Source organism: Streptomyces sp. NPDC094448, assembly GCF_044763775.1.
Lineage (GTDB): Bacteria > Actinomycetota > Actinomycetes > Streptomycetales > Streptomycetaceae > Streptomyces.
The window spans coordinates 221,495-246,410 of sequence record NZ_JBIWGU010000006.1 but is presented as its reverse complement, the minus strand read 5'-3'; the positions used below and the strand labels follow the sequence as shown (position 1 = coordinate 246,410).

The following is a 24,916-nucleotide window of genomic DNA, read 5'->3' as shown; positions in this document are numbered from 1 at the left end:
GTTCCGGACAGTGTCCGGGCCACCCCGTCCGTAATTCGCCCTGATCGCGGAGGAAGCCGCGCGGGAAGCTGCGTAAGGTTGTACAGAACGCAGGAAGGGGGCCGGCGCATGGACGCTGACGCCAAGGACGGCAAGGACCCGAAGGAGACCGAGCGTCTTCGGGTGGGCACCGCCGTGCGCAGGCGGCGGCGGGCCCTCGACCTGACGCTGGCCTCGGTCGCCGAACGCTCCGGCCTCTCGGTGCCCTTCCTCAGCCAGATCGAGAACGACCGGGCGCGGCCCAGCGACCGCTCCCTCCAGCGGCTCGCGGATGCCCTGGAGACCAGTGCGGACCGGCTGATCGCCGCCTCCGACGCGGCCCGGACGGTCGCCGTCTCCCGTTCCGGGACCGGCGACGGCGCCGGGGCGGCGGGCACGCGCCGGCTGGTCCACGGCAGGCACCAGCTCGAAGCGCTGGAGTTCAGCGGGGAGCACGACACCGAGGGCGAGTTCCAGCACCGCAACGACGAGCTGATGTACGTCGCGGACGGTTCGGTCGAGGTCGAGGCCGAGGGCCGGGCCTACCGGCTGGGCCGGGGCGACACGCTGTTCCTGTCCGGCGGGGTACGGCACCGGTGGCGCTCCGGCGGCCCGGAGACCCGGGTGGTCGTGGTGACCGTCGCCGACCATATCGAGACGCCTCCGCCTCCGGAGGGCTGAGTCCGGTGCGGGTGGTCTCCCTCGTCCCGTCGCTCACGGAGGCGATCGCGGTCACCGCCCCCGGGCTGCTGGTCGGGGCGACCGACTGGTGCACCCACCCCGCCGGTCTCGACGTCGTCCGGATCGGCGGGACGAAGAACCCCGACCTGGAGGCCGTGGCGGGGCTGCGGCCGGATCTGGTCGTCGCCAACGAGGAGGAGAACCGCGCCGGGGATCTGGAGCTGCTGCGTACGGCGGGGTTCGAGGTGCTGGTCACCGAGGTCCGCGGGCTGGATCAGGGGCTGCGGGAACTGCACCGGGTGCTGGTCGACGGCTGCGGTGCCGCCCGGCCCCGCTGGCTGGACGAGGCCGGACGGGCCTGGGCCGCCGTGGTCCCCGGCGAGCTGCCCGCCGCGGTGGTTCCGGTCTGGCGCCGGCCGTGGATGGTCCTCGGCCGGGACACCTTCGCCGGGGATCTGCTGGCCCGGCTGGGCGTCCGGAACGTCTACGCCGGCCACTCCGACCGCTATCCGCGGGTGACGCTCGACGATGTGCGGTCCCGCGGCGCCGGACTGGTGGTGCTGCCGGACGAGCCGTACCGCTTCACCGCCGGCGACGGTCCCGAGTCCTTTCCCGGGCTGCCCGCCGCGCTCGTCAGCGGGCGGAGTCTGACCTGGTACGGGCCGTCGCTGGTGACGGCGCCCCGGGTGCTGGGGGCGGCCCTGCGAGCAGCGACCCGCTGAACAGACCGCGTACGGTCCGCACTCCGGCCACCGCCCACGCGGCCACCAGCAGTCCGTACAGCGCCACCGCAACGGCGGACAGGGCGCCCAGCTCCGTCCGGTGGGCCAGTCCGGCCGCGCCGGTGACACAGGTGCCGACCGGGAAGGTGAAGGCCCACCAGCCGAGGGTGAACGGCAGGCCCCGGCGGACGGCCCGCAGCACCAGCGCCCCGGCCACCGCCAGCCACAGCAGCGCGAAGCCCGTCACGGGCACGCCGTACAGCACCGCCGTCACATCCGCGTACGGCCGTCCCGGCAGCGCGTCCGCCAGATACCCGGCCGCGGTCGCCGACTGGCCGAGCGGCCCGAGGACCAGGAACAGCGACGGGGTGAGCGCGAGCGGCAGCGGGCCGTGGTGGATCAGCCGGGCCACCACCGCGGGCAGCACCACCAGGGTCGCCAGCGCGCTCGCCCCGGCCAGGCCGAGGCTCGCCGCCAGCAGCGTCCGGCGGCCGTCCCCGGGCGGCAGCTCCGCGGCCAGCAGCGGGGCGAAGGCCGCCGCCACCATGGGGGCGACCAGCGGCAGCAGCCAGACCGGGGAGGCGCTGCCCGGCGGGGTGCGGTGCCGGACGATCAGCAGATACGGCACGACGGCCGCGGCCATGAGCGCCAGGGCGCACCCGAGGGCGAACAGCGCGGCGGCGACCGGGACCGCGGCCCCCTCGCCGACGATGTCCCGGCCGGGCCCGAGCGCCCCCATGCCGACGGCGAGCGGAGCCATCGCCGCGCAGCCGTAGAAGGGGGCGACGGCGGGGTCGAGGAGGTGGGCGCGGGCCTGGTCGCGATGGTGGCGCCAGTGTGCCGCCCGGGCCGCCCAGACGGCGACGAGCAGCAGCGCGGCGAGTGCCCAGACGGCTGCGAGGAGGGGCCGGGCGACCGGATGGGGCCCGTCCGCACCCAGCGCCGTACCGGCCCCGGCGACGCTCGCGGTCCCCATGACGGCGGCGTACCACTGCGGTCCGAAGTGCCGCAGGGACGGCAGGGGTACGGAGACGGGTTCCGCGACCGGGGAGGATCCGGCGCCCGGGGTGGTCGCGCCGGGGTGCCCGTCCCCGGAGGTCCGGCCGCGGCCCCTTCCGGGCCGGCGGCGCACGCCATGGACCGGAGCGGACCCGGTGGAGCCCGAGGGCCGGCCGGGGCCCCGGGACGCTCCGGGCGCGGCGGCCGGGCCGGAGTCCCGGGCGGGGAAGTCGGCGCCGGAACCCCGGGCGGGGAAGTCGGACGTCCCGGCGGGCCCGGAGCGCGGGGTCGTTGTCCGGGGTGCGGGGGAGTGGCGGGCGGCGGTAGCCATGGAGTCACTGTTGCCGCAGGTCAGCCGTCCCGCCAGGGGGCTTCGGCCGATGACCCCATAAGCTGGGCCTATGGCCGAGGCTGCCGGAAGTGCGGGGTGGGTGCCGCTGGCGCACCGGGTGCCCGATCTGGGCGCCCTCGAACTGCTGCTCGCCGTCGCCCGGCACGGCAGTCTGGGCCGGGCCGCCCGGGAACTCGGCATCAGCCAGCCCGCGGCGAGCGGCCGCCTCCGGTCGATGGAGACGCTGCTGGGTGTGGCCCTCGTCGACCGGTCGCCGACGGGATCCCGGCTCACCCCGGCCGGGGTGCTGGTCACCGACTGGGCGCGCCGGGTCGTGGAGGCGGCGGAGGAGTTCGACGCCGGGGCCCAGGCGCTGCGGTCCCGCCGGGACTCCCGGCTGCGGATCGCCGCGTCGATGACGATCGCCGAGTACCTCCTTCCGGGCTGGCTGGTCGCCCTGCGGTCCCGCTGCCCCGGAACCGCCGTCTCCCTGTTCGCCGGGAATTCGGCCGCGGTCGCCGAACGGCTCGGCGCGGGCGGGGCGGACCTCGGTTTCGTCGAGGGGCTGCGGATTCCGGCCGGGCTCGACGGGGTGACCGTCGCCGAGGACCGGCTGCTGGTGGTCGCCGCGCCGGGCCATCCCTGGGCCCGGCGCCGTACCCCCCTGTCCCCGGCCGAACTCGCCGCCGCGCCCCTGGTACTGCGCGAACCCGGCTCCGGCACCCGGCAGGTCCTCGACGCGGCCCTCGCCGGACACGGCGGGCTCTGCGCGCCCCTGCTCGAACTCGCCTCCACCACGGCGGTGAAGGCCTCGGCGGTCAGCGGCGCTGGCCCCGCGGTCCTGAGCGAACTGGCCGTGACGGAGGAGCTGACCGCACGGCGGCTGGTGGCGGTGCCGGTGGCGGACGTCGTCCTGCGGCGGTCCCTCCGGGCGGTGTGGCGCCGCTCGCAGAAGCCGGCCGGAGCGGCCCGGGAGCTGCTGAGCCTCACCACCGCCCCTCGCCCTCCTGTGTGACAACCCCATGAACCCCCGGCGCCCGTCAACCGCCTTCAGGGGTACGGATTTTGCCGGCCAGCCCCCTGGAACTCCGCCCCGGCCTGGGTAAACGTCCCGCCTTACGGTCCGTCCACGACCGCGTCTCACCATCTGGTTGTACTTGACATTAGTTCACCTTATGGAAGATAAAGATCAGGCTTTGGGTTGAACGTCGCGCCCTGTGACGAATGCGCGGAAGGCACCCCCGAGCATCCGTATGTCCGTATGGCCGTATGTCCGTATGGTCGTCCGTGCGTCCGTGCGTATATCCGTCTGCCGTCCGTTCCCGTCTCTCCGTACCAAGTGAGCGAGTGCCGCCGTGTCCCACCCCGCCGCCCCCGTCCCTCCGGCCAGCGACCCCGTGGCGGAGTGGGAGGCCTGGTGCGCCGGGCGGCGCCGGTCCGTCACCGCCGCCACCGGCAACCTCGCCCTCGTGGAGACCCGGTGGCTCCCGGCCGGGGAGCGGCCCGACCTCGCCGCGGCCCGTACCGCCGCACCCGAGGGGGTGACCGTGACCACCGTCGAACGGACCGACCTCGTCACCGGCGCCCCCGAACACGGGCTCCGCTTCTGGGCCGCCGACGCCCCCGCCCTGCGCGCCTACGAGCGCACCGAGGTCTTCCCGTACCACCCCGACTGGGTCCTGGACGCCCGCTACACCCCCGTCCCCGGCGCCCGGAAGGTCTCCTTCGAACACATCCGGGACAACGGCGGCACCCGCGACCTCGCCGTCCCCGGCGATATCACCCTCACCCTCGACGGCCGCGACTACACCCTCAGCGCCTTCGACGACGGCGGCACCCTGCTGCTGGTCTTCGGCGACCCCACCAACGGCGCCGAAGGCGACGACGGAACCTACGGCGCCGGGCGCTTCCTCTTCGTCACCCGCACCGGCGAGGACTCCGTACGCCTCGACTTCAACCGGGCGTTCGTGCCGCCCTGCGGATTCTCCGATCAGTACAACTGTCCGATGCCGCCGTGGCAGAACCGCCTCCACCTGCCCGTCACGGCCGGTGAGAAGCGTGTCGTCAGCCGCGGCGGCGCGACCGCAGCGCACTGATCCCCGCCTCCGCATCCACCACCTCGCACGAAAGCGCAGCCTCCTCATGAGCACCCGCAGCGTCCGCTACGCCCTGCCCGCCGTCACCGCCGCCGCCCTGGCCCTCACCCTCACCGCCTGCGGCGGGGCCCCGGCCGGCGGCACCGGATCCGGGAAGCACGACCCCGGCGCCACCGTCTCCATCGGCTCCCTCTACGAACCGCAGAACCTCGACAACACCGGAGGCGGCGGCCAGGGAGTCACCGAAGCCCTCCACGGCAACGTCTACGAAGGCCTGTTCCGGCTCACCGACACCGGGAAGACCGAACCGCTGCTCGCCGCCGCCCACCAGGTCAGCCCGGACGGCCTCACCTACACCTTCACCCTCCGCGACGGTGTCACCTTCCACAGCGGCAAGAAGCTCACCAGCGCCGACGTCAAGTACAGCCTGGAGCGGGTGATCGCCCCGGCCTCCCAGTCCGCGCGGAAGAAGAACCTGTCCGTCATCAAGACGGTCGAGGCGCCCGACCCGAAGACCGTCCGCGTCACGCTCTCCCAGAAGTCGATCTCGTTCGTCTACAACCTCAGCTACGTGTGGATCGTCAACTCCGCCGCCGGTGACCTCCGGGCCACGGCGGACGGCACCGGCCCCTTCCGGCTCGGCAAGTGGACCCGCGGCTCCAGCCTCGGACTCGACCGCGCCACCGGCTACTGGGGCACCGCCGCCGCCAGCAAGAAGGTCGTCTTCCGCTACTTCAAGGACGCGGCAGCGCTGAACAACGCCCTGCTCAGCAATGGTGTCGACCTGGTCACCAGCCAGCAGTCGCCCGACGCCCTCGACCGGTTCAAGAACAACCCGGCCTACCAGGTCACCGAGGGCAACTCGACCACCAAGCTGCTGCTGGCCTTCAACGACAAGGCCAAGCCGTTCACCGACGTCAAGGTCCGGCGGGCCGTCGCCGCCGCCGTCGACGACAAGAAGCTGCTGGAATCCGTCTGGGGCGGCCACGGCAAGCTCATCGGCTCCATGGTCCCGCCCACCGACCCCTGGTACGAGGACCTCACCGGCACCGACCCGTACGATCCGGCGCTCGCCAAGAAGCTCCTCGCGGAAGCCGGTTACGCCGACGGGTTCACCTTCACCCTCCAGACCCCGTCCTACGACCCCCACCCCACCGCCGCCACCTTCATCGCCGCCCAGCTCGCCGACGTCGGCATCAAGGTGAAGATCAACACCATCACCCCGGACGAGTGGTACACCAAGGTCTACAAGAACAAGGACTTCGACGCCACGCTCCAGGAGCACGTCAACGACCGGGACCTGGTCTGGTACGGCAACCCCGACTTCTACTGGGGCTACCACAACCCGCAGGTCACCCGGTGGGTCGACGAGGCCGAGCGGTCCGGCACCGCGGCGGAGCAGACCGAGCTGCTGAAGAAGGTCAACCGCACCACCGCCCAGGAGGCGGCCAGCGAGTGGCTCTACCTCTACCCGCAGATCGTGGTGGCGAGCAGCCGGGTCTCCGGCTACCCCCTCAACGGGCTGAACTCGCAGTTCCACGCCTTCGGCATCAAGAAGAGCTGACGCCCCGATGGCCCGCTATCTGCTGCGGCGGTCCGCTCTGCTCCTGCTCTCGCTGGGGCTGGCGACCGTGGTGCTCTTCATCCTGCTGCGGATGCTCCCCGGCGATCCGGCCAACGCGCTGACCGCCGTCGGCGCCACCGACGAGCAGATCGCCGCCGCCCGCGCGGCGATCGGCTCGGACCGGCCGCTGCCCGAGCAGTTCACCCACTGGACCGGACAGCTGCTCCGGGGCGACTTCGGCACCTCCTTCGTCAGTTCGCTGCCCGTCGGACCCGAGATCGCCACCCGGCTCCAGGTGACCCTTCCGCTGACCGCCGCCGCGTTCCTGCTGGCCGTCCTCGTCGCCGTACCCGCGGGCTTCGTCGCCGCCCACCGGCGGCACACCTGGTACGGCTCCCTGCTCAGCGGGGTCTCCCAGCTCGGCATCGCCGTCCCGGTGTTCTGGCTGGGCATGATCCTGGTCGCCGTGCTCGCGGTGAACGCCCGCTGGTTCCCGTCGGGCGGTTTCCCGCCCGACGGCTGGGCCGACCCCGCCGAAGCCGTACGCTCCCTCGCGCTTCCGGTGATCACCGTCGCCCTGGTGATGAGCGCCTCCCTCATCCGGTACGTGCGCTCCGCCGCCCTCGACGTCCTCGGCAGCGACTACCTGCGCACCGCGCGGGCCCTCGGCGGCACCTTCCGGGGCGCCATGTGGCGGCACGGACTGCGCAACGCCTCCGTCCCCGTCATCTCGGTCCTCGGCATCGAACTCGCCTCCACCCTGCTCGGCGCCGTGGTCGTGGAGTCCGTCTTCGCCCTGCCCGGACTCGGCTCCCAGCTCACCACCGGCATCAGCCAGCACGACTACCCCGTCATCCAGGGCGTGCTGTTCGTGTCCACGCTCGCCGTCCTGCTGATCGGCTTCGCCGCCGATATCGTCCAGCGCATCGTCGACCCCCGGCTCCGGGGCGGACTCGCGGGAGGCCCCCGATGAACGCGACCGCCGAGACCGCCACGACCGCCGAGAGCCCAGAGGCGACCGGGGCGCGGCCGCGCCGCTCCCTCACTCTCGTCACCGGCTGCGTCCTCGCCGGAGCCGTCGGACTGCTCGCCCTGGTCGCCGTGTTCTGGCTGCCGTACGCCACCGACGACACCTCCGGCGGACGGCTCGCCGCGCCCGGCGGCGACCACCTCCTCGGCACCGACAAACTCGGCCGCGATCTGCTCACCCAGGTCATGAACGGGGCGACGATCGCCGTCCAGGCCGGCCTCGGGTCCGTCCTGATCGCCGCCTCCCTGGGCACCGCGCTCGGTCTGCTGGCCGCCTTCGCCCAGGGCTGGTTCGACGACACCGTCTCCGCCGTCCTCGACCTCCTGATCGCCTTCCCGACCCTGCTGCTCGCCATGCTGATCGTCGCCGCCCGCTCCGGCAGCCTCGGCTCCGCGATCATCGCCATCGGGATCGCCCAGAGCGCGGTCGTCGCCCGTCTCGTCCGGATCCTGGCCAAACGCGTCCTCTCCCAGGACTACATCACCGCCTCCCGGACCTCGGGCACCGGCTGGCCGCGGATCGTCGCCGGGCACGTCCTGCCCAATATCTGGCCGACCCTCGTGGTCAATCTCGCCCTGCAGTTCGGGCTCGCGGTCCTCGCCGAAGCCGGACTCTCCTACCTCGGCCTCGGCGCGCCCCCGCCCAACGCCTCCTGGGGGCGGATGCTGCTGGAGGCGCAGGCCACCTTCACCACCGCGCCCGCGGGCGCCCTCGCGCCCGGCATCCTCCTCGTCGTCCTCGTCATCGGTGTCAACCTCGTCGCCGACGGGCTGCGCGACACTCTCGACCCGACGGCCCGCGGAAGGCAGGCATGAGCATCCCCGACCCGCGTCCGGCAGTGGCCACGAGCACCGGGAGGACACCCCCGGCGGATACGGACACCGGCGAACTCCTCGCCGTCCGGGAACTGACCGTCCGCACCCGGACCGGGCAGGCACTCGTCGACGGGCTCTCCTTCGGCCTCCGCCCCGGCGAACGCCTCGGCCTCATCGGCGAATCCGGCTCCGGCAAGTCCCTGACCTCCCTCGCCGCACTCGGTCTGCTGCCCGGCGGACTCACCGCCGAAGGCAGTATCCGGCTCGCCGGGACCGAGATCGTGGGCGCCCCGGAGAAGCGGCTGGTCACGGTACGCGGACGGGACGCGGCGATCGTCTTCCAGGAACCCCTCACCGCCCTCGACCCGCTGATGCGGGTCGGCCGCCAGATCGCCGGACCGCTCGCCCGCCACCAGGGGCTCAAGGGCGCCGCGCTGCGGAGCGCCGTCACCAGTGCCCTGGAGCAGGTGAGGCTCCCCGACCCGGAGCGCATCGCCCGGGCCCGGCCGCACGAGATCTCCGGCGGCCAGCGGCAGCGCGTCGCCCTCGCCATGGCGCTGGCCTGCGCGCCCCGGCTGCTGATCGCCGACGAACCGACCACCGCCCTCGACGTCACCGTCCAGGCCGAACTGCTGGCCCTGCTCGACACCCTCGTCCGGGAACGGAACATGTCCCTCCTGTTCATCAGCCACGATCTGGCGGTGGTCGCGGGGATCGCCGACCGGGTGGTCGTGATGAAGGACGGGCGCGCGGTGGAGGAGGGCAGCGTACGGGACGTCGTCGGCGCGCCCCGCGACCCGTACACGGCGGCACTCGTGGCGAGCGCCCGCACGCTGGAAGACGCACTGGAACGACGGAAGGCCGCACGGTGAAGGGGACGGAAACGGGGACGCAGGCTGCCGCCGGTGCCGGGGAACCGGCCGAGCCCGCCGCCCTGCTGGCGGCCGACCGGGTCTCGTACACCTACCGGTCGTCCCGGTCCGGCGGGCGCCCCGTCCTCGACGGGGTCTCCCTCGCGGTCCGCCCCGGTGAGAGCCTGGCCGTCGTCGGAGAGTCCGGCACCGGCAAGACGACCCTGCTGAGACTGCTCCTCGGCCTCGCCGGGCCCACCTCGGGGGCGGTCCGCTTCGAGGGCGAAGAGCTGCGGCCGCGCGACCGGGCGCAGCTGCGGCGCTTCCGCTCCGCGGTGCAGTGCGTATTCCAGGATCCGTACGCCTCCCTCGATCCCCGCCGCCGGGTGGGCGACACGGTCGCGGAGCCGCTGCGCTCCCTCGGACTGGCGGACCGGCGCGAGGCCGTGCCGCGCGTGGCCGCCGCGCTCACCGCCGTCGGGCTGCCCCCGGAGGCGGCCGGGCGCTATCCGCACGAGTTCTCCGGCGGGCAGCGGCAGCGGATCGCGATCGCCCGCGCGACGGTCTGCGATCCGCGGGTGCTGCTGGCCGACGAACCGGTCAGCGCGCTCGACGTCACGACCCGGGTCAAGGTCGTGGACCTGCTGCACCAGCTGCGCGAGGAGCGCGGTCTTGCGCTGGTGATGGTCTCCCACGATCTGTCGGTGGTGGCGTCGCTCTGCGACCGTACGGCGGTACTGGAAGGCGGCCGGGTGGTGGAGAGCGGGCCGACCGGAACCGTGCTGGGCGCCCCGGAGCACCCGTACACGGCCCGGCTGGTCGCGAGTGTGCCCTCGCTGGCCCGGTCCCTGCCCGGCGGGTAGGCGCCCTCAGCCCGTCGCCGCGGCCACCAGCCCCCGGGTCACCGTGAGGTCGTCGGATGCCTCCGGATGCCACTGGACCCCCAGCACCCAGCCGGTGCCCGGCAGTTCCACCGCTTCGACCGTGCCGTCGTCGGCGTGCGCCGACGCGGTCAGCGGCGGGGCGAGCCGGTCCACGGACTGATGGTGGTATGTGGGTACCTCGACGGGCTCCGGGGCCAGTGACCCGTACCGGGTGCCGGGCACCGGCGTCACGCGGTGGCGGCCGAAGACGCCCGGACCGCCCGTATGGCCGTCGAGGTGCTGGACGAGGGTCCCGCCGAGGGCGACGTTCAGCAGCTGCATACCGCGGCAGATGCCGAGCAGCGGGGTGCCCGAGTCCAGCGCCGCGTCGATCAGGGCGAGTTCCCAGGCGTCCCGGTCCCGGGCGGGCGGCCCCGTCCGGGCGTCCGGCTCGGCGCCGTACCGCACCGGCTCGACGTCCGCACCGCCCGCGATGACCAGACCGTCCAGCCGGGCGACCACGGAACGTGCGGCTCCGGGGTCCGGATCCGGCGGCAGCAGCACCGCCAGTCCGCCGGCGCGGTGGACCATGGCCGGATAGGCGGCGGGCAGCAGCGCGGCGGGCACCGACCACACCCCCCACGCGGCCGGTTCGAGATAGGTGGTGACACCGATCAGAGGCTCGGGCACGATGCTCCTTCCGGGTTGCTCTGGTGATGGGGGCCGCGGGCCGGGGGCCCTCAGTCCCGGCCCCGGTCGCGGGCCAGTTCCGCCTCGGCCGCGGCGAGCGCGGCGAACTCCTCCTCCGGAGCCTTCGCCACCAGATGGTGACGGCTGTAGACCGCGAAGTAGGCGAGGGCCACGCCGTAGACGGCCAGGGCGATGACCGCCGCCTCCTTGTCCACCAGGAACGTCGCCACCAGCGCGGAGAGCGCCAGGACGAAGGCGACGGAGGAGGTGGCCGTCCCGCCGGGCGTGCGGTACGGCCGGTGCAGACCGGGCTCGCGGCGGCGCAGGACGATATGCGAGAGCGCCATCAGCGCATAGCTGATCGTCGCCCCGAACACCGCGATGTTCAGCATCCGCCCGCCGTTGCCGGTCGACGCGGCGAGCGCGAACCCGATCGCGCCCGGGATCAGCAGCCCGAGATAGGGCGAGCGGCGGCGGCTGGTGAGGGAGAGGAACCGCGGCAGATATCCGGCCCGTGAGAGCGCGAACAGCTGGCGGGAGCCCGCATAGATCAGGGAGAAGAAGGACGCGACCAGACCGGCGAGCCCCGCATAGTTGACGAACCGGCTCAGCGCCGTCGGATCGCCGTCCCCCTGCAACGCCACCACCAGCGGATTCCCTGCCTCCTGGAGGGCTGCGGAGCCCCGCGCGCCGGTCGCCGCGAAGAACGTCAGCACCGCCAGCAGCACCAGGACGGCCATCGAGATCGCCAGCGCCCTCGGCAGCGACCGCACCGGGTCCCTGGCTTCCTCCGCCGCCAGCGGCACCCCCTCGACCCCGAGGAAGAACCACATGCCGAACGGGAACGCCGCCCAGATCCCGAGCAGTCCGAACGGCAGCCACGAGTTCGCGCCGAAGGCGTCCTCGTCGACCGGGATGTCGTTCAGCCCGTCCGCGGAGAACTCCGTGAACGCCCCCAGCGCGAAGATCAGCAGGGCGGCCACCGCGATGGCCGTGACGACCAGGCTGAACCGCAGCGCCTCGCCCACGCCCCACAGATGGATGCCGATGAAGGCCACGAAGCAGAACAGGTAGACCGGCCAGCCCGATTCCAGGCCGAAGAGACCGAGGGATTCGACGTAGTCGCCGATGAAGATGGAGATCGCGGCGGGTGCGAGGACGTACTCGATGAGGATCGCGGTCCCGGTCAGGAAGCCGCCCCAGGTGCCCAGCGCCCGCCGGGCGAAACCGTAGCCGCCGCCCGCGGTCGGCAGGATCGCGGACAGCTCCGCGAGGGCGAAGACCAGACAGGCGTACATCACGCCCATCAGGACGGTCGCGATCGCCAGCCCGCCGAAACCGCCCTTGGAGAGGCCGATGTTCCAGCCGGAGAAATCGCCGGAGACGACATAGGCGACCCCGAGCCCGGTCAGCAGCAGCCAGCCCGCGCTGCCACGGCGCAGCATCCGGCGGCTGAGATAGCCGTCGTCGGCGGGTACCCGCTCCGGAGGCGCCGGTTCCGGTGGGGTGTTTGTCTGGGTGGTTCCTTCGGCCATGGCTGGACCCCTCCCGCCTTCAAAGGTTGAGGGCGACACCTTTGCGGTACGGTCGGGATCCGCGCAAGCCCCCTGCGCCGAACTCGCACGCTCCGGCGGACCGCAGGCCCGCCCGGCTCCGGCATGCGGAAGGACCGGCGGACGGCCCCGGCGCGGGTCAGGACAGGAAGCCCCGCAACAGCGCAGCCGTTCCCCCGCAGTGTTCGCGCATCGCCCGCCGCGCGCCGTCCGCGTCCCCCGCCAGCACCGCATCGACCACCGCCGTGTGCTGCTGCTGCGAATGCTCCAGATTCCGGACCAGGATCGGAATGCAGTCCAGCAGCTCGTTCACCCCCGCCCGGACCGCCGCGTACTGCTCAGCCAGCGACGGCGAACCCGACAGTTCGGCCAGCGTGAGATGGAGCAGCGTGTCCCGGCGCCGGTACTCCGCGAGCGGCGCGTCGTGCGTGGCCGCCAGCGCCGCCCGCAGCCGCCGCCCGCCTTCCTCCGGCAGCCCGTGCGCCGCGCACAGCCCCGCCGCGCCGACCTCCAGGACCTCACGGAACCGCAGGGTGTCCTCAAGGTCCGCGCCCGCCAGCCGGCGCCGCAGCTCCTCCTCGCCGTAGGCCTCGGGACGCGGCAGCACAAACGTCCCGCCGTACCGCCCCCGCCTGCTCTCCAGCAGCCGCTGCTCCGTGAGGACCTTGAGCACCTCCCGCAGGGTCACCCGGCTGATCCCCAGCCGCTCGGCCAGTTCGCGCTCCGCGGGCAGCCTCTCCCCGGCGGCCACCAGCCCGAGCCGCAGCAGCCGGAGTATCTGCTCCAGCGCCTCCTCGAAACCGTTGCCCGCCCGCACCGGCCGCAGCACGGCCGCCGGCCGCCCCGGCTCCGCCCCGTCCCGCCCGTTCGTCTCCGCCACGTCGCCGTTCCCTCTTCCCAAGCAATGGTCTTCAGCAATACCTTATGGCTCCCGGCCGACCCGAGGAGGCGCGATTCCATGGCTGCCCGCACACCCCCGCTCGCCGTGGAGGAGCTGCGCTCCCTGGTGGCGTCGGGCGAGATCGACACCGTCGTGCTCGCCTTCCCCGATATGCAGGGACGCCTCCAGGGGAAGCGCTTCGCGGCCCCCTTCTTCCTCGACGAGGTCCTCGGCAACGGCACCGAGGGGTGCAACTACCTCCTCGCCGTCGATACCGAGATGAACACCGTCGACGGCTATGCGATGTCCTCCTGGGAACAGGGGTACGGCGATTTCGCCATGCACCCCGACACCGCCACGCTGCGCCGCGTGCCCTGGAACGCCGGTACCGCCCTCCTCGTCGCCGATCTCGCCTGGGGTGACGGCCGTCCCGTCGCCGCCGCCCCCCGCCAGATCCTCCGCCGTCAGTCGGCCCGGCTCGCCGACCGCGGCTGGACCGCGAACGTCGGCACCGAGCTGGAGTTCATCGTCTTCAAGGACACGTACGAACAGGCCTGGGACCGCGACTACCGCGGACTCACCCCGGCCAACCAGTACAACATCGACTACTCCGTCCTCGGCACCGGCCGGATCGAACCCCTGCTGCGCAGGATCCGCAACGAGATGGCCGCCGCCGGGCTCACCGTGGAGTCCGCGAAGGGCGAGTGCAACCCCGGCCAGCACGAGATCGCCTTCCGCTACGACGAGGCCCTCACCACCTGCGACCAGCACTCCGTCTACAAGACCGGAGCCAAGGAGATCGCCGCCCAGGAAGGCGTCTCCCTCACCTTCATGGCCAAGTACAACGAGCGCGAAGGCAACTCCTGCCATATCCACCTGTCCCTCGCCGACGCCGCCGGCGACAACGTCATGGCCGGGGACGGGCCCGGCGGAATGTCGCCCGTGATGCGGCATTTCCTCGCCGGACAGCTCGCCGCGCTGCGCGAATTCAGCCTGCTGTACGCGCCCAACATCAACTCCTACAAACGCTTCCAGCCCGGTTCCTTCGCCCCCACCGCCGTCGCCTGGGGGCACGACAACCGCACCTGCGCCCTCAGGGTCGTCGGGCACGGACGCTCGCTGCGCTTCGAGAACCGGCTCCCCGGCGGTGATGTCAATCCCTATCTCGCCGTCGCCGGAATGATCGCCGCCGGATTGTACGGAGTGGAACAGGAGCTGGAACTGCCCGAGCCGTGCACCGGGAGCGCGTACACGGCGGGACATGCACATGTCCCCACCACCCTCCGCGAGGCCGCCGAGCTGTGGGAGACCAGCCCCCTCGCCAAGGCCGCGTTCGGCGCCGAGGTCGTCGACCACTACCTCAACATGGCCCGGGTCGAACTCGCCGCGTACGACGCCGCGGTCACCGACTGGGAGCGGCGCCGCTCCTTCGAACGCCACTGAGCCCGTGCGCCCGCGGCCGGCCGCCCCCGGCCCACCCGTCCCGTCCCGGCCCGCCCGCGCCCCGGAAAGGAACGCCGTGCACCACCCCGAGTACCACGAGGTCCTCAACCCCGCCACCGGCGCCCTCGTCGACCAGGTCGCCGCCACCGCGCCCGCCGAAGTCGACGCCGCCGTCACCCGTGCCGCCGCCGCCCAGCGCGGCTGGGCGGCCGCCGCCCCGGCCGACCGGGCGAGGCTGCTGCGCCGCTTCGCCGCCGTCGTCGACGACCACATCGAGGAACTCGCCCGGCTGGAGGTCCTCGAAGCCGGACACCTCATCGGCAACGCCCGCTGGGAGGCCGGGAACGTCCGCGACCTCCTCGACTACAGCGCCGGGGGAGTGGAGCGGCTCAGCGGCCGCCAGATCCCCGTCCCCGGGGGCATCGATCTCACCTTCCTCGAACCCCTCGGCGTCGTCGGGGTGATCGCCCCCTGGAACTTCCCGATGCCCGTCGCCGCCTGGGGCACCGCGCCCGCCCTCGCCGCCGGGAACGCCGTCCTCCTCAAACCCGCCGAGACCACCCCCCTCACCGCACTGCGGCTCGCCGCGCTGGCCCTGGAGGCCGGACTGCCCGAACACCTCTTCCAGGTGCTGCCCGGCGCGGGCGGTATCACCGGCGCCGCCTTGGTCGACCACCCGGGCATCGCCAAGATCGTCTTCACCGGATCGGGCCGGGTCGGCCGGGCCGTCATGGCCCGCTGCGCCGCCACCGTCAAACGCGTCACCCTCGAACTCGGCGGCAAGAGCCCCAATATCGTCTTCGCCGACGCCGACCTCGAAGCGGCCGTCGCCGCCACCCCCATGTCCTTCCTCGACAACAGCGGCCAGGACTGCTGCGCCCGGAGCCGGATCCTCGTCCAGCGCACCGTGTACGACCGCTTCCTCGGACTCCTCGCCCCCGCGATCGAAGCCGTCAGGGTCGGCGACCCCGCGGACGAGTCGGTGCAGATGGGCCCGCTGATCTCCCGGGCCCAGCTCGACCGGGTCCGCTCCTACGCCCCCGGCGAACTGCCCGGCATCCGCGGCACCGCCCCGGACGGCCCCGGGTTCTGGTTCCCGCCCACCGTCCTCACCGGCCTCGGCCCCGATGCGCCCGCCGCCCGTGAGGAGATCTTCGGGCCCGTCGCCGCCGTCCTCCCCTTCGACGACGAGGCCGACGCGATCCGGCTCGCCAACGACACCGAGTACGGCCTCTCCGGCTCCCTGTGGACCCGTGACGTCGGCCGGGCCGTCCGGGTCTCCCGCGCCGTCCGGGCCGGCAACCTCTCCGTCAACTCCCACTCCAGCGTCCGCTACTGGACCCCCTTCGGGGGATACCGGCAGTCCGGCCTCGGCCGGGAGCTGGGCCCCGACGCCCTCACCGCCTTCACCGAGACCAAGAACGTCTTCATCAGCACGGAGGACTGACCCCATGAGCGAACCCCAGAACGTCTGCCGCCGGCTGGTGGGCCGGACCGCCGTCGTCACCGGCGCGGGCAGCGGCATCGGCCTGGCCACCGCCCGGCGCCTCGCCTCGGAAGGCGCCCACGTCGTCTGCGGCGATATCGACGAAACCGCGGGCAAGGCCGCGGCCGAGGAGACCGGCGGGCTGTTCGTCCGTGTCGACGTCACCGACCCCGAGCAGGTCGAGGCGCTGTTCCGGGCCGCGTACGACACCTACGGCTCCGTCGACATCGCCTTCAACAACGCGGGCATCTCGCCCCCGGACGACGATTCCATCCTCACCACGGGCCTGGAGGCGTGGAAGCGGGTCCAGGACGTGAACCTCACCTCCGTCTACCTCTGCTGCAAGGCCGCTCTCCCCTATATGCGGCGCCAGGGCCGCGGCTCCATCATCAACACCGCCTCCTTCGTGGCGATCATGGGCGCCGCGACCTCCCAGATCTCGTACACCGCGTCCAAGGGCGGGGTGCTCGCCATGTCCCGCGAACTCGGCGTCCAGTTCGCCCGCGAGGGCATCCGGGTCAACGCCCTCTGCCCCGGCCCCGTGAACACCCCCCTGCTCCGGGAGCTGTTCGCCAAGGACCCCGAGCGCGCCGCCCGCCGGCTCGTCCACATCCCCGTCGGACGGTTCGCCGAAGCGGACGAGATCGCCGCCGCCGTCGCGTTCCTCGCCAGCGACGACGCCTCGTTCGTCAACGCGACGGACTTCCTCGTCGACGGCGGGCTCTCGGGGGCGTACGTCACCCCGCTGTAGCCGGCTGCGGGCCACCCGGGCCGGGGGTCACAGGAAGGTGAGGCCCTCGCCCCGGTACGTCGGCACCGTGTCCACCACCCGGTCGCCGTCGATCAGATGCAGTACGGCGAACCGCTCGCACAGCTCCCCGGCCTTGGCGTGCCGGAACCACACCCGGTCCCCGATCAGCAGATCGTCCGCCGGGGAGCCCAGCAGCGGTGTCTGCACCTCGCCCGCGCCCTCCGCGGCGTCGTACCGCAGCCCCTCCGGCAGATACGGCACCGGCAGCCGGTCCCGGCCCGCCGGGCCCGACGCCGGATAGCCGCCGCCGAGCACCGTCACCGCGCCCACCCCCGGCCGGCGCACCACCGGCAGCGCGAACAGCGCCGCCGGACGCCCCGAGAACGCCGTGTAGTGGTCGAACAGCCGCGGTACGTACAGCCCCGAGCCCGCCGCTATCTCCGTCACCGCGTCCTCGGCGGCCGTACTCTGCACGCTGCCCGTCCCGCCGCCGTTGACGAACTCCAGCCCGGGCACCACGGCCCGGACCGCCCGGACCGACTCCGCGCGCAGCACGGCGAGCCGGCGGCGGGCCGTCCGCTGCATCAGCCGGACCCCCCGGGACCGCAGCGGACTCCCGGCCACCGCGTCCCCGACACCCGCGATATGCCCCTCGTACGCCATCAGGCCCACCAGCCGGAATCCCGGCCACCGGACCACGGACCGGGCCAGCGCGGCCAATTGCTCCGGAGCGTGCCGCGGCGAACGCCGGGCCCCGACCCGGATCCGCCCGCCGAACAGGCGCAGCGCCGTGTCCAGCTCCAGACAGACCCGGATCTCCTCCCGGCCGCCGTCCCGGGCCCGGTCGATCAGCTCCAACTGCGCCGGATCGTCGACCATCACGGTCACGGCCGCCGCCAGTTTCGGGTCGGCGGCGAGCCGCCCGAAGGACTCCCGGTCCACGGACGGATACGCCAGCAGGACATCCCGGAACCCGGCCCGCGCCAGCCAGAGCGACTCCGCCAGCGTGAACGACATCACCCCGGCGAAACCTTCCTGCGCCAACGCCCGCTCCAGCAGCGCCCGGCAGCGGACCGACTTGCTGGCGATCCGTACCGGCTTGCCGCCCGCACGCCGCACCAGATCGGCGGCGTTGGCATCGAACGCCGCCAGATCCACGACGGCGAAGGGCGCGTCGAGCAGGGCGGTGGCCCGGTCGTACCGGGCCCGGTCGGCGGCTCGGTGAGTCATGGCCAGAGCCTGCCAGACCGGATTACCGAGGGGTAGGGGGAGGATCGGGGCAGATCCGGGCGGAGTCGGCGCCCGGTGCCTCCGCGCCCCCTCCACCCCGTAGAGTGACGCAGGCGCGGAGACGAACAAGCATGCTGCGAGGGGCGATCCGACGGCGGTAAGGGCATCGGGACACGGGGGACGGTATGAGTACGGAGACACCGAGCCCGCCCGGCCACGCCGACGACACCCCGCCGCCTCCACCGCGCTCCCGTATCACGGACGCCCTGCTGCCGGGTCCGGCCCAGCGGTCCGCCGCCGTACCGAAGGCACCCACCGGCCCGTCCGGAGCCCCGACCGACCCGTCGGCCCGCCGTCCACCGCAGTCCCCGCCCCGCCGCGACACCCCGACCCGCCCGCTCGGCACCCCGCTGCCGCCGTCCCCGGATTCCACGGATTCCACGGTGACGCGCCGCCTCGGCACGGGCACGCCGGTTCCCCGGGACGGTTCGGCGCTCCGCACGGAACCCGGACCTCCGGCTGCCGCGCGCACCGGGAGCCCGGCCACCGCTCCCGGCGCGCCGGGCGCACCACGGCGCACGGGCCCCGTCGTTCCCGGTCCGCGGACCGGCTCCGGACCGGTCGGCGGCGGCGCCGCGCGGGACCGGGACCGGGACACGGCCCGGCTCCGTATCCCGTCCCCGCAGCCGCGGAACGCTTCCGGGGGCGGGGACGGCCGTACGGGACGGGAGCCCGCCGCCTCCGGCGCACCGCACGATCCGTCGAGCCCGCCCGGCCCGGCGGTACCCCGGTCCGGCGCCGAGCCGGAGCCCGCCGTACCCCCCGGGGGAACCGGTGGCGGTACGGCGGCGGTTCCCCCGGCCGGTACGCCCGGTCGTGCTCCGGAAGCGGGCGGCCCGCGTACGGTCCCACCGCGTCCGCCGGCGCCTCCGGCCGCCGGGACCCCGGCGGGGGAGCACCGCAACGCGAAGCCGGACCCCCGCCCGGCGGCTCCCGCGCCGAGGGCGCGGCGCCCCGCGGCGCCCGGCCCGGAACTGCCCCCCGAAGCCCGAGCCGAAGCCGAAGCCCCGGCCGCGGGAAGTCCGGTGCGCCCCGCCGGGCCGCCCGGCAAGTCCCCGGCGGCCGCCGGTGCCCGGCCCGCTGCGCCCGGGACGTCCCCTACCGGCGCGGCAGCACCGGACCCCGCCGGGCCCCGACGCCCGGATGCCCCGCCGGCCGCGGCGTCCCGCGCCGTGCGCCCGCGCCCGGCGAGGCCGGGTCGTCCCACCGGGCCTGCGGTTTCCCGTACGGCCGGGACCGGGGCGCCCGCCGAACGGACGGCCCCGCCGTCCGCCGCGAGAGCCTCCGCCGCGCCCGCTCCTTCCGCGGGCCCGCCGCCCGGCCCGGGTGTCCGTGCCCCGTTCGCCGACGGACCCGGTCCGGCCCGTACCGCAGGGCCGGTCGCGCCTGCCCGGCCCGCGGTTCCCCCGCCGGCCCCCGCGGGCCCCGCGCCCGCACCGTCCGGCGCCGAATCCGGGTCCGTACGGCCGCACCCGGCGGGCCCGTTGCCCCCCGAGCGCGCGACCCGTCCCCCCGTACCCCCGCCCTACGCACCGCTGCTCCCGCCCGAGGAGTACGCCGAGATCACGGCCCGGCTCCGGCCCGTGCCCGCGCGGCGACCGGTGCGGACCGCCGTGGCCGCGGTCTGCGCCGTACTCGGACTCGGGCTGATCGGCGGTGCCGTCACCGCAGCCTTCCTCACCGGCGGGCCCGGCGGCGGCTCCGCCGAAGAGTCGGCCTACGACCGTGCGCACGCGCTCTGGCACACCGCGCCCGTCGACAGCCTCTTCCCCCGGACGGTCAGCGGCCCCGAGGCCGGACCCGGCAAGGCCGACCGGGTCTGGACCCGGATCGCCGTGGCGCCCGACAGCGACTGTGCCGCGGCACTCGACCCGGGGCTGGCCGCCACCCTGTCGAAGACCGGCTGCGTCCGCGTCGTCCGGGCCACCTACACCGATGCCACCTCGACCAACGTGACCACCGTCGGCATGGTCTTCACCGGCGCCGACGAGCACGATATGGCCGCCCTCGCCCAGCGCGTCGACACCCAGAGCCTGGACGAGCGCCCCGATCTGCTGCCGCGCGCCTTCCCGGCCAAGGGCACCGTCGCCGAGCGGTTCGGCGCCGCCCAGCGGGCGAGCTGGTCGCTCAAGGTGCTGCCCGACGCGCCCGTCGTGGTCTACGCCGTCTCCGGCTTCGCGGACGGCCGGACCGCGGAGGGGCCGCAGCCCGTCGCCGCGGCCCGGGACGCCACATCGACGGCCCCCGTCGCGCAGGCCGGTCTCGGCCACGAGGCCGCGGGTCTGGCCGCCGGAGCCGAACGGGCGCTCCGGGCGGCGCTCAACCCCCCGACGGAGGCCCCCGAGTGACCCCGAAGCCCGCCTCCCGCACGGCCCGTACGCCCGCCGCCGCGCACGCCACCGTCTGTACGCCGGTGCCCGCCCGCGGGGGCAGCCTCCGGCGCCGCGGGCTGCACCGTGCCGCCGCGCTCACCGCTGCCACCGCGTTCGCACTGCTGCCCGCCGTCCCCGCGCGCGCGGACGGTATCCGCGTCCAGCAGTGGGGGCTCGACGCGCTCAACACCGACGAGGCCTGGCGTACCACCAAGGGCGGGGGCATCACGGTCGCCGTCCTCGACACCGGTGTCGACGACGAACACCCCGACCTCAAACGCAATGTGCTGCCCGGCAAGGACCTCATCGGCTTCGGCGCCGTGCGCGGCGACCGCTCCTGGGCCCGGCACGGTACCGCGATGGCCGGGATCATCGCCGCCCACGGCCGGGGCTGGAACGACGAGTCCGGGGTCGTCGGCATCGCGCCCGAGGCGAAGATCCTGCCCGTCCGGGTCATCCTCGAAGGCGGCGACAACGCCCGCGAGAAGGCCCGTAAATCCCGGGGTACCGCCCTGGCCCAGGGGATCCGCTGGGCCGCCGACCAGGGCGCCGACGTCATCAATCTCTCCCTCGGCGACGACAGCGAGTCCGCGCACCCCGAACCCGGCGAGGACGCGGCCGTCCAGTACGCGCTCGCCAAGGGTGCCGTCGTCGTCGCCTCCGCGGGCAACGGCGGCGAGAAGGGCGACCGGATCTCGTACCCCGCCGCCTACCCGGGCGTCATCGCCGTCACGGCCGTGGACCGCTTCGGCAACCGCGCCTCCTTCTCCACCCGCCGCTGGTACGCGACCGTCAGCGCGCCCGGGGTCGACATCGTGATACCGGACCCGGACCGCAAGTACTACGAGGGCTGGGGCACCAGCGCGGCGGCGGCCTTCGTCTCCGGTGCCGTCGCCCTGGTCCGCTCCGCCCACCCCGGTCTGACCCCCGCCCAGATCAAACGACTCCTCGTGGACACCGCCCGCGACCGTCCCGACTCCGGCCGGGACGACTCCCTCGGCTACGGCACGATCGACCCGGCAGCGGCCATCGAGGCGGGGAAGCAACTCCGTCCCCGGGATCCGAAGACGGCCACGGCGGGTTATGCGAAGCCGTACTTCGGGCCGGGGCCGCAGCCCGAGGAGCCCGACGAGACACCGTCCAACTGGCTTGCGCCACTGGTGGGCGTTGCCGGTGCGGTGGTCCTGGCGATCGCGGTCGTACTCCGGCGCGGCACCGGCCCCCGGCCGGGCGCCTGATCCGCCCCGTACCGCACCCGCCTCACAGCGCACCGGCGCCGTACCGGCCCGGCTCCGCACCACGCCTGCTTCCACCGGCACCGGCACCGGACCGCCTCCGCCCCCGGCCGGGCGCCTGAGCCGCTCAGGGCGCGGCCGCCACCGCCTCCCGGACCGCCGCCTCCACCCGTGCGATCCCCGCCTCCTTCGACGGATGCCCGTCCGACAGCGCCACCACGAGCCGGCCGGCCGCCCGGCCGACGGAGTGGACCACCCACAGGCCCGTCGTCCGCATCGGCATCCAGCCGTTCTTCAGCGCCCATCCGCCGTTCCCCGGGGCGGCCGCCGACACCCCCCAGGCCTGGTCCGCCCGGACCCGGCCCATCAGCTCGCGCAGCGGCGCGTACACGGGCTCCCGGAACACGGCGCGCAGCAGGGTCAGCTGATCGCGGGCGGTGGTGCGGGTCAGGCCCCAGGCCGGATCGGCGGTCGTACCGGTGAGGCCGAGGCGGGCATGTGCCGCGTCCAGCGCCCCGGCGCCGCCGAGGTCCCGCCGGAGCGCGGTCGCCGCGTCGTTGTCACTGCTCACGATCGCGTCCCGGGCCCACTCCCGGTGGTGCGCCTCCAGCGGACGCCCGCGCGCCGGCAGAGCGGCCAGGATCGACACCTTGACGATGCCGAGGGATAGCCCTGGTCGGCGTCCCCGCCGTACCACGCGCCGGCCGCGGTGCGGACGGCCACGGACAGTCCCGGGCCCGCCGGTCCGGGCACGGCGGTCGGATCGGTCACGGCCGCAGGCCATCCGGAGCACCCCGTGGCGGGCCGCCGACCGGAGGGAACTAGGCTCGGCACGTGGCGCTCAAGAACATCCCCGATCCCGGTTTCTCCGAAGACGACGGCACCGCCGACCCGCGGCTCACGGCGGCGCTCGCCGCCTGGGCGGGGGACCGGACGGCCGAAGGGGCCGAAGGGGCCGTCCTGGCGGCGCTCGCCGGGGCCCGGCTGCTGGTGCCCGTCGTCGCCGTCCTCGGCGAGGTCGAGACGGACGGGAACGGACTCCGGCGGGAGAAGACCAGCGAGATGGCGGTGCCCACGCTCACCGCGGGGGACCGGCGCGCGCTGCCCGCGTTCACATCCCTGGAAACCCTCGCCCGCTGGGACCCGAAGGCCCGCCCGGTCGCCGTGCCGCTGCACCAGGCGCTGAAGGCGGTCGCCCACGAGCAGGCCGACACCCTGGTGCTGGACCTCGCGGGTCCCGTGCCCTACCAGCTCAGCGGTGCCGCGCTGCGGGCCCTGGCCGAGGGGCGGACCAGCGCCGACCCGCTGGACGATCCGGCGGTGACCGGGGCGGTACGGGAGGTGATGGCGGCCGAGCCCGCCGTCGTCCGGGTCCATCTGCTGCCCGGCGACGGCACCGACGGCACCCTCGCCCTGGTCCTCGCGGACGGTGCCGAGCCCGCCGAGGCCGCCGGACGGGTGGCCAGGGCCGTCGCGGGCCACGACGTACTCAGGGCCCGCCTGGTGCGGGGCCTCGACCTGGCGCTGCTGCCGGCCGGGGCCACCCCTCCGGGCGAGCCCTTCTACGTACGTTCCTGATCCCGTCCGATCCGGGAGGGGCCCCTGGGCCGTGTCTGACAAATCCCGTCTGGCCCGCGACGCCCGGCACGCACACTCGCTGCGTTGTCGGGATTTCCCGAGTACGTCCAGTACGAGGGAAACCCTCCGCCTTGCGATTGCACGCACCGGACGCCGCGGGCCCCGCCCTCCGGGCGGACGACGCTATTTGTCAGACGCGGCCTACCCGTAGACCGGGCCCGTGTACTTCTCGCCCGGCCCCTGACCGGGACCGTCCGGCACCAGGGACGCCTCACGGAACGCGAGCTGGAGCGACTTCAGCCCGTCGCGCAGCGGGGCCGCGTGGAAGGAGCTGATCTCCGTGGTGCTCGCGTCCAGCAGCCCGGCCAGGGCGTGCACCAGCTTGCGGGCCTCGTCGAGGTCCTTGTGCTCGTCGCCGTCCTCGGTGAGACCGAGCTTCACCGCGGCGGCGCTCATCAGGTTCACCGCGACCGTGACGATCACCTCGACGGCGGGCACCTCCGCGATATCGCGGGTCAGGGCGTCGAAGTCGGGGGATTCGGCAGAGGCGCCCGGCTGAAGGGACTCGCCGGCGCCGGGGGAAGGGGTCGCGTCACTCATGACGCCCACGATATGCCCCGCCGGATACGGCGCCGCCGGGGCCACCGGTTAGCACCGCCCCGCCGGAGCTGCTAACCTTGTGTGACGACCGGCCGGACACGACTGTGCCCGGCCCACAAGTGGAGGCTCCGATCTCCCACCTGACCGCCTTCCGGGCGGCGGGTCACCGGTCAGGCGGTCCCCATCGTTCCGTACGGACGATGGAACCGCCCGATGTGCGCCCCGCGGGTTCCGCGGCGGTGCTCCGGTATTCGAGGAGCTGCCGCCTGTGTCCCGTCCGGGGCGTTTTTTCTGCTCCTGCGCGGGTTGGTCTCACCAGACGCTCGCGGCCGTCTGCCAGTCGGCCGCGCGGTGCTACCGAGGAGGATCCATCAGCGCCGAGCCCCGCATCAACGACCGGATTCGCGTTCCCGAAGTACGGCTTGTCGGTCCCAGCGGCGAGCAGGTGGGCATTGTCCCGCTCGCCAAGGCTCTCGAACTCGCCCAGGAGTACGACCTCGACCTCGTCGAGGTCGCGGCGAACGCCCGGCCGCCCGTGTGCAAGCTCATGGACTACGGGAAGTTCAAGTACGAGTCGGCCATGAAGGCCCGTGAGGCGCGCAAGAACCAGGCGCACACGGTCATCAAGGAGATGAAGCTCCGGCCGAAGATCGACCCGCACGACTACGACACCAAGAAGGGTCATGTCGTCCGGTTCCTCAAGCAGGGCGACAAGGTCAAGATCACGATCATGTTCCGTGGTCGTGAGCAGTCCCGCCCCGAGCTTGGTTACCGACTGCTTCAGCGCCTCGCGTCCGATGTCGAAGACCTCGGATTCATCGAGTCGAATCCGAAGCAGGACGGCCGGAACATGATCATGGTTCTCGGACCGCACAAGAAGAAGACCGAGGCCATGGCCGAGGCGCGTGAGGCCCAGGCCGCACGCAAGGCGGGCCGGGACCCGAAGGCGGAGGCCCAGGCCGAGGCCGAGGTCGAGGCTCCGGCCGAGACGCCCGCCGAGGGGTGATCCCGGGGGCAGCCGCAGGCCGCCCCGGGTCCGCCCCCGGACCTGACAAGACGAACTGGACG

General features: G+C 74.0%; 23 protein-coding genes. 16 read left to right on the top strand and 7 right to left on the bottom strand.

Features of this window, described 5'->3' with window-relative positions; genetic code table 11:
• Nucleotides 1-108 precede the first annotated feature (108 nt).
• Nucleotides 109-699, top strand: coding sequence for a helix-turn-helix domain-containing protein (locus ACIQ9E_RS14100; protein WP_403706569.1), 591 nt, complete (start codon nucleotides 109-111; stop codon nucleotides 697-699).
• Between the two features lie 5 nt (nucleotides 700-704).
• On the top strand, nucleotides 705-1,421 hold the full coding sequence (locus ACIQ9E_RS14095; RefSeq protein WP_403706567.1) for a helical backbone metal receptor: 717 nt from the start codon (nucleotides 705-707) through the stop codon (nucleotides 1,419-1,421).
• Here the strand turns inward: ACIQ9E_RS14095 and ACIQ9E_RS14090 are convergent.
• The gene (locus ACIQ9E_RS14090) at nucleotides 1,333-2,751 is read right to left on the bottom strand and encodes a C4-dicarboxylate ABC transporter (protein WP_403706565.1); all 1,419 of its coding nucleotides are present in this window, start codon (nucleotides 2,749-2,751) and stop codon (nucleotides 1,333-1,335) included. The two genes, ACIQ9E_RS14095 and ACIQ9E_RS14090, sit on opposite strands and share 89 nt — an antisense overlap.
• Nucleotides 2,752-2,821: 70 nt before the next feature.
• Here ACIQ9E_RS14090 and ACIQ9E_RS14085 point away from each other — a divergent pair, with 70 nt between their 5' ends.
• From ACIQ9E_RS14085 to ACIQ9E_RS14055, 7 genes are all read left to right on the top strand, one after another.
• Nucleotides 2,822-3,766, top strand: coding sequence for a LysR family transcriptional regulator (locus ACIQ9E_RS14085; protein WP_403706563.1), 945 nt, complete (start codon nucleotides 2,822-2,824; stop codon nucleotides 3,764-3,766).
• A gap of 340 nt (nucleotides 3,767-4,106) precedes the next feature.
• Nucleotides 4,107-4,847 carry a DUF1684 domain-containing protein gene (locus tag ACIQ9E_RS14080; RefSeq protein WP_366260447.1) on the top strand — a complete coding sequence of 247 codons (741 nt, stop codon included), beginning with the start codon at nucleotides 4,107-4,109 and terminating at the stop codon, nucleotides 4,845-4,847.
• A gap of 46 nt (nucleotides 4,848-4,893) precedes the next feature.
• Nucleotides 4,894-6,411 carry an ABC transporter substrate-binding protein gene (locus ACIQ9E_RS14075; RefSeq protein WP_403706561.1) on the top strand — a complete coding sequence of 506 codons (1,518 nt, stop codon included), beginning with the start codon at nucleotides 4,894-4,896 and terminating at the stop codon, nucleotides 6,409-6,411.
• Between the two features lie 7 nt (nucleotides 6,412-6,418).
• Nucleotides 6,419-7,384 carry an ABC transporter permease gene (locus ACIQ9E_RS14070; protein WP_403706559.1) on the top strand — a complete coding sequence of 322 codons (966 nt, stop codon included), beginning with the start codon at nucleotides 6,419-6,421 and terminating at the stop codon, nucleotides 7,382-7,384.
• Nucleotides 7,381-8,256 (top strand): ABC transporter permease, encoded by an 876-nt coding sequence (locus ACIQ9E_RS14065; RefSeq protein WP_403706557.1) that lies wholly within the window; start codon nucleotides 7,381-7,383, stop codon nucleotides 8,254-8,256. The genes ACIQ9E_RS14070 and ACIQ9E_RS14065 overlap by 4 nt, the downstream gene beginning before the upstream one ends.
• Nucleotides 8,253-9,128, top strand: coding sequence for an ATP-binding cassette domain-containing protein (locus ACIQ9E_RS14060; RefSeq protein WP_403706555.1), 876 nt, complete (start codon nucleotides 8,253-8,255; stop codon nucleotides 9,126-9,128). The genes ACIQ9E_RS14065 and ACIQ9E_RS14060 overlap by 4 nt, the downstream gene beginning before the upstream one ends.
• Nucleotides 9,125-9,970, top strand: a complete 846-nt coding sequence (locus ACIQ9E_RS14055; protein ID WP_403706553.1) for an ABC transporter ATP-binding protein — start codon at nucleotides 9,125-9,127, stop codon at nucleotides 9,968-9,970. The genes ACIQ9E_RS14060 and ACIQ9E_RS14055 overlap by 4 nt, the downstream gene beginning before the upstream one ends.
• 6 nt (nucleotides 9,971-9,976) lie before the next feature.
• Here ACIQ9E_RS14055 and ACIQ9E_RS14050 read toward each other — a convergent pair whose 3' ends face one another.
• The 3 genes from ACIQ9E_RS14050 to ACIQ9E_RS14040 form a co-directional block, all read right to left on the bottom strand.
• On the bottom strand, nucleotides 9,977-10,660 hold the full coding sequence (locus ACIQ9E_RS14050) for a gamma-glutamyl-gamma-aminobutyrate hydrolase family protein (protein ID WP_403706551.1): 684 nt from the start codon (nucleotides 10,658-10,660) through the stop codon (nucleotides 9,977-9,979).
• 50 nt (nucleotides 10,661-10,710) lie between these two features.
• A complete protein-coding gene (gene eat / locus ACIQ9E_RS14045; RefSeq protein ID WP_403706550.1) occupies nucleotides 10,711-12,195 on the bottom strand; it encodes an ethanolamine permease in 1,485 nt (494 codons plus the stop codon).
• Between the two features lie 157 nt (nucleotides 12,196-12,352).
• On the bottom strand, nucleotides 12,353-13,093 hold the full coding sequence (locus tag ACIQ9E_RS14040; protein WP_403706548.1) for a FadR/GntR family transcriptional regulator: 741 nt from the start codon (nucleotides 13,091-13,093) through the stop codon (nucleotides 12,353-12,355).
• 78 nt (nucleotides 13,094-13,171) lie between these two features.
• On the opposite strand from ACIQ9E_RS14040, the gene ACIQ9E_RS14035 reads away from it, so the two are divergent.
• The 3 genes from ACIQ9E_RS14035 to ACIQ9E_RS14025 all read left to right on the top strand — a co-directional run bounded on the left by ACIQ9E_RS14035 (nucleotide 13,172) and on the right by ACIQ9E_RS14025 (nucleotide 16,773).
• The gene (locus tag ACIQ9E_RS14035; RefSeq protein ID WP_403706547.1) at nucleotides 13,172-14,536 is read left to right on the top strand and encodes a glutamine synthetase family protein; all 1,365 of its coding nucleotides are present in this window, start codon (nucleotides 13,172-13,174) and stop codon (nucleotides 14,534-14,536) included.
• A gap of 76 nt (nucleotides 14,537-14,612) precedes the next feature.
• Complete coding sequence (locus ACIQ9E_RS14030; protein ID WP_403706545.1) at nucleotides 14,613-15,983, top strand: aldehyde dehydrogenase family protein; 1,371 nt, start codon at nucleotides 14,613-14,615, stop codon at nucleotides 15,981-15,983.
• A 4-nt stretch (nucleotides 15,984-15,987) separates the two neighbouring features.
• Nucleotides 15,988-16,773: a 3-oxoacyl-ACP reductase gene (locus ACIQ9E_RS14025; RefSeq protein ID WP_403706543.1), complete on the top strand. Its 786-nt coding sequence runs from the start codon at nucleotides 15,988-15,990 to the stop codon at nucleotides 16,771-16,773.
• A 27-nt stretch (nucleotides 16,774-16,800) separates the two neighbouring features.
• Here ACIQ9E_RS14025 and ACIQ9E_RS14020 read toward each other — a convergent pair whose 3' ends face one another.
• Nucleotides 16,801-18,003, bottom strand: a complete 1,203-nt coding sequence (locus tag ACIQ9E_RS14020) for an amino acid deaminase/aldolase (RefSeq protein ID WP_403706541.1) — start codon at nucleotides 18,001-18,003, stop codon at nucleotides 16,801-16,803.
• 1,544 nt (nucleotides 18,004-19,547) lie between these two features.
• On the opposite strand from ACIQ9E_RS14020, the gene ACIQ9E_RS14015 reads away from it, so the two are divergent.
• Together ACIQ9E_RS14015 and mycP are read left to right on the top strand one after the other, a co-directional pair.
• A complete protein-coding gene (locus ACIQ9E_RS14015; RefSeq protein ID WP_403706539.1) occupies nucleotides 19,548-20,411 on the top strand; it encodes a hypothetical protein in 864 nt (287 codons plus the stop codon).
• Between the two features lie 65 nt (nucleotides 20,412-20,476).
• On the top strand, nucleotides 20,477-21,673 hold the full coding sequence (mycP, locus tag ACIQ9E_RS14010; protein ID WP_403706835.1) for a type VII secretion-associated serine protease mycosin: 1,197 nt from the start codon (nucleotides 20,477-20,479) through the stop codon (nucleotides 21,671-21,673).
• A 124-nt stretch (nucleotides 21,674-21,797) separates the two neighbouring features.
• Here mycP and ACIQ9E_RS14005 read toward each other — a convergent pair whose 3' ends face one another.
• A complete protein-coding gene (locus ACIQ9E_RS14005; RefSeq protein WP_403706538.1) occupies nucleotides 21,798-22,319 on the bottom strand; it encodes a serine hydrolase in 522 nt (173 codons plus the stop codon).
• A 185-nt stretch (nucleotides 22,320-22,504) separates the two neighbouring features.
• Here ACIQ9E_RS14005 and ACIQ9E_RS14000 point away from each other — a divergent pair, with 185 nt between their 5' ends.
• Nucleotides 22,505-23,248, top strand: a complete 744-nt coding sequence (locus ACIQ9E_RS14000; protein WP_403706536.1) for an SseB family protein — start codon at nucleotides 22,505-22,507, stop codon at nucleotides 23,246-23,248.
• Nucleotides 23,249-23,449: 201 nt separating this feature from the next.
• Here the strand turns inward: ACIQ9E_RS14000 and ACIQ9E_RS13995 are convergent, their stop codons facing one another.
• Nucleotides 23,450-23,848, bottom strand: a complete 399-nt coding sequence (locus ACIQ9E_RS13995) for a DUF1844 domain-containing protein (protein WP_403706534.1) — start codon at nucleotides 23,846-23,848, stop codon at nucleotides 23,450-23,452.
• Nucleotides 23,849-24,218: 370 nt separating this feature from the next.
• Between ACIQ9E_RS13995 and infC the strand changes: the two genes are divergently transcribed.
• The gene (gene infC, locus ACIQ9E_RS13990; protein ID WP_403706833.1) at nucleotides 24,219-24,854 is read left to right on the top strand and encodes a translation initiation factor IF-3; all 636 of its coding nucleotides are present in this window, start codon (nucleotides 24,219-24,221) and stop codon (nucleotides 24,852-24,854) included.
• The last annotated feature ends 62 nt before the right edge of the window (nucleotides 24,855-24,916 follow it).